The organism is Burkholderia sp. APQ4-4ca (assembly GCF_057837105.1).
The window spans coordinates 1-2171 of record NZ_JBYQCG010000006.1; the positions used below are offsets into that span (position 1 = coordinate 1).

The 2171-nt window shown below is 57.3% G+C and carries 3 protein-coding genes; 2 read left to right on the forward strand and 1 reads right to left on the reverse strand.

What is annotated here, in order from left to right:
* Nucleotides 1-487: ATP-binding protein (locus AC3IFE_RS00650; protein ID WP_489189269.1), on the forward strand; the 487-nt coding region annotated here is incomplete at its 5' end.
* Nucleotides 488-497: 10 nt separating this feature from the next.
* Here the strand turns inward: AC3IFE_RS00650 and AC3IFE_RS00655 are convergent.
* Nucleotides 498-1415 carry a hypothetical protein gene (locus tag AC3IFE_RS00655; protein ID WP_489189270.1) on the reverse strand — a complete coding sequence of 306 codons (918 nt, stop codon included), beginning with the start codon at nt 1413-1415 and terminating at the stop codon, nt 498-500.
* Between the two features lie 219 nt (nt 1416-1634).
* Here AC3IFE_RS00655 and AC3IFE_RS00660 point away from each other — a divergent pair.
* The coding region (locus AC3IFE_RS00660; RefSeq protein ID WP_489189271.1) for a transposase at nt 1635-2171 on the forward strand (537 nt) is incomplete at its 3' end.

Genomic DNA, 2171 nt, shown 5'->3' on the forward strand with positions numbered 1-2171 from the left:
CGGGCCACCGGGCGGAGGCAAGACGCATCTCGGTTCCGCCATCGGCCATGCCCTCATCGACGCCGGCTACCGCGTGCTGTTCACGCGCACCAGCGAGCTCGTGCAGAAGCTGCAGGCCGCTCGCCAAAATCTCCAACTGCCCTCGATGCTCGGCAAGCTGGACCGCTTCGACCTGATCATCCTCGATGACCTATCGTACGTGCGCAAGGACCAGGCCGAAACGAGCGTGCTGTTCGAGCTGATTGCCGAGCGGTACGAGCGTCGCAGTCTGCTGATCACGGCCAATCAGCCGTTCTCGGGCTGGAACGACGTGTTCCCCGATCCGTCGATGACGGTCGCCGCGATTGACCGGCTGGTGCATCACTCCACCATCTTTGAACTGAACGTCGAAAGCTACCGCCGTCGCAATGCCAGCGACAACAAGCGTCCGCGGCGGCGACAATTACCCGAAACCGAACAGGAGGAAACGACAATTACAGAAACCTGACTAACGACAATTACCCCATCCAACCGGCCAAGGTAATTGACGCTCGACCGGCCAAAGTAGTTGACGATCTACAGGCCTTCTTGTCTGTCGAATACCGGTCTTTCGAATACAGCAAAGCGCCGTCGTGATCCGTCTGTCCAGTGAAAGGCCGCTCTTCATTCAGAGCGAGTTCTCTTAGAGCCTGCCAGACTGTTGAGGTGTTATAAGAGCCCGTGGATGCAACGGCCTTATCAATTGGATCGTCCAGTTCGTTTCGCCGTTGCTTCAGTCGCGAAGACTTTCGAATCACCTCGGCCACCCCCACGTCGCCAGCCACCATCTCCCGAGTGACGCTTACCTCGACATTGGGGATAGATTTATCCGTCAGGCTTGGATCCGATTCGGATGGCTGATCCACCACTTCATTTGCGGCCGGGGCCGCACGGAAGAATCCGAGTATTTCCTCTGTCTCAAAACCAAGACAGCTCAACCACTTCCGATCTGCAGCGTCAAACGCCGCAGAGTCGTCAATAACCGACTGTTGGGTAAGCGATTTTCGTCCAGACAGAAAATCATTGAATCGATCCTGGTTATAAGCAATCATGCGCTCCAGCATGGCCATAGCCCGCGTTCTACCTTCGACGTCTAGACGAACGGGCTGCCCAGTCACGCTCCAGTTTCTCCACTTCGGGCTTCGCTCTGCGTGCTCCATCAGTTCCCAATGCAGGCGAGTCGCGGCAAACCAGCGACGATAAAGAAATTCCATTACCGGGGTCAGGGGCAATCCACGGTTGAACCGAGCCATCGGCAAGCTACTGATCCGTCTTGCGACAAAATCTTCAATCTGCTTGGCCTCGCCTTCCGGGATTTCAACGCCATGCCTTGCGATCAAACTGATCACGTTATCGAGCGTAATACACGGGGTCGTTGGCAAATCTTTGTCGTACAACGGCTCCGCGGTACGCTGAACCTTCGGTTCTTGCACTGTCATGGCTTTTAGCAAATCGGAAACTGAACGATGTATCGACTCGGCGGGTCGTCGGATGCGTCAGGAACAACTCATCGCTTCTAGTGATTAGGCTGACACGGCTCCGATTTCACCGCTCCAGGGGACTTGATTGTAAGCCGTCAATAAACGACGCCCTACCAATGGTAGGCAGAAGGTCAGATGCTAAGTGTCCGCGTGGACACATGCACTCAGACCGTGATGACAGAGAAACAGGACCTTCGAAGCAGACTGGTGGTTGGCCGCAGACGGGATGGCCGGCGGGAATTTGATGAAGATGCCGTGCGGGAGCTGGTCGAGTTTTGCCTGAGGCCGGGGGTATCGATCGCCCGGGCGGCCATGGACCATGACGTCAATCCGAACCAGTTGCGTCGCTGGATCTCGCGCCATCAGCAGCATACGCTGCAAACCCCGACGAGGCCGGACCCGCTGGTGATCGACGGCGTATCGATCGACATCCCGGGTTCAGCACGTCGTGTTCCGGTGGGTGAAGCGCAGGCATTTGTTCCTGTCGTCACTGCGCCATCGGCAGTGCCGGCCGTTTCCCCTGTACTGCCACCGGACACGTCGTCGATGGCGCTCTCGTTACATGTGCGCCTGTCGAATGGTGTCGAATTCGATCTTGGCGAGGCGAGTGTCGATGAGCTGGCCACGGTGATCCAGATGCTCGGGAGGCTGCCGTGTTCCGGTTCGACGAAG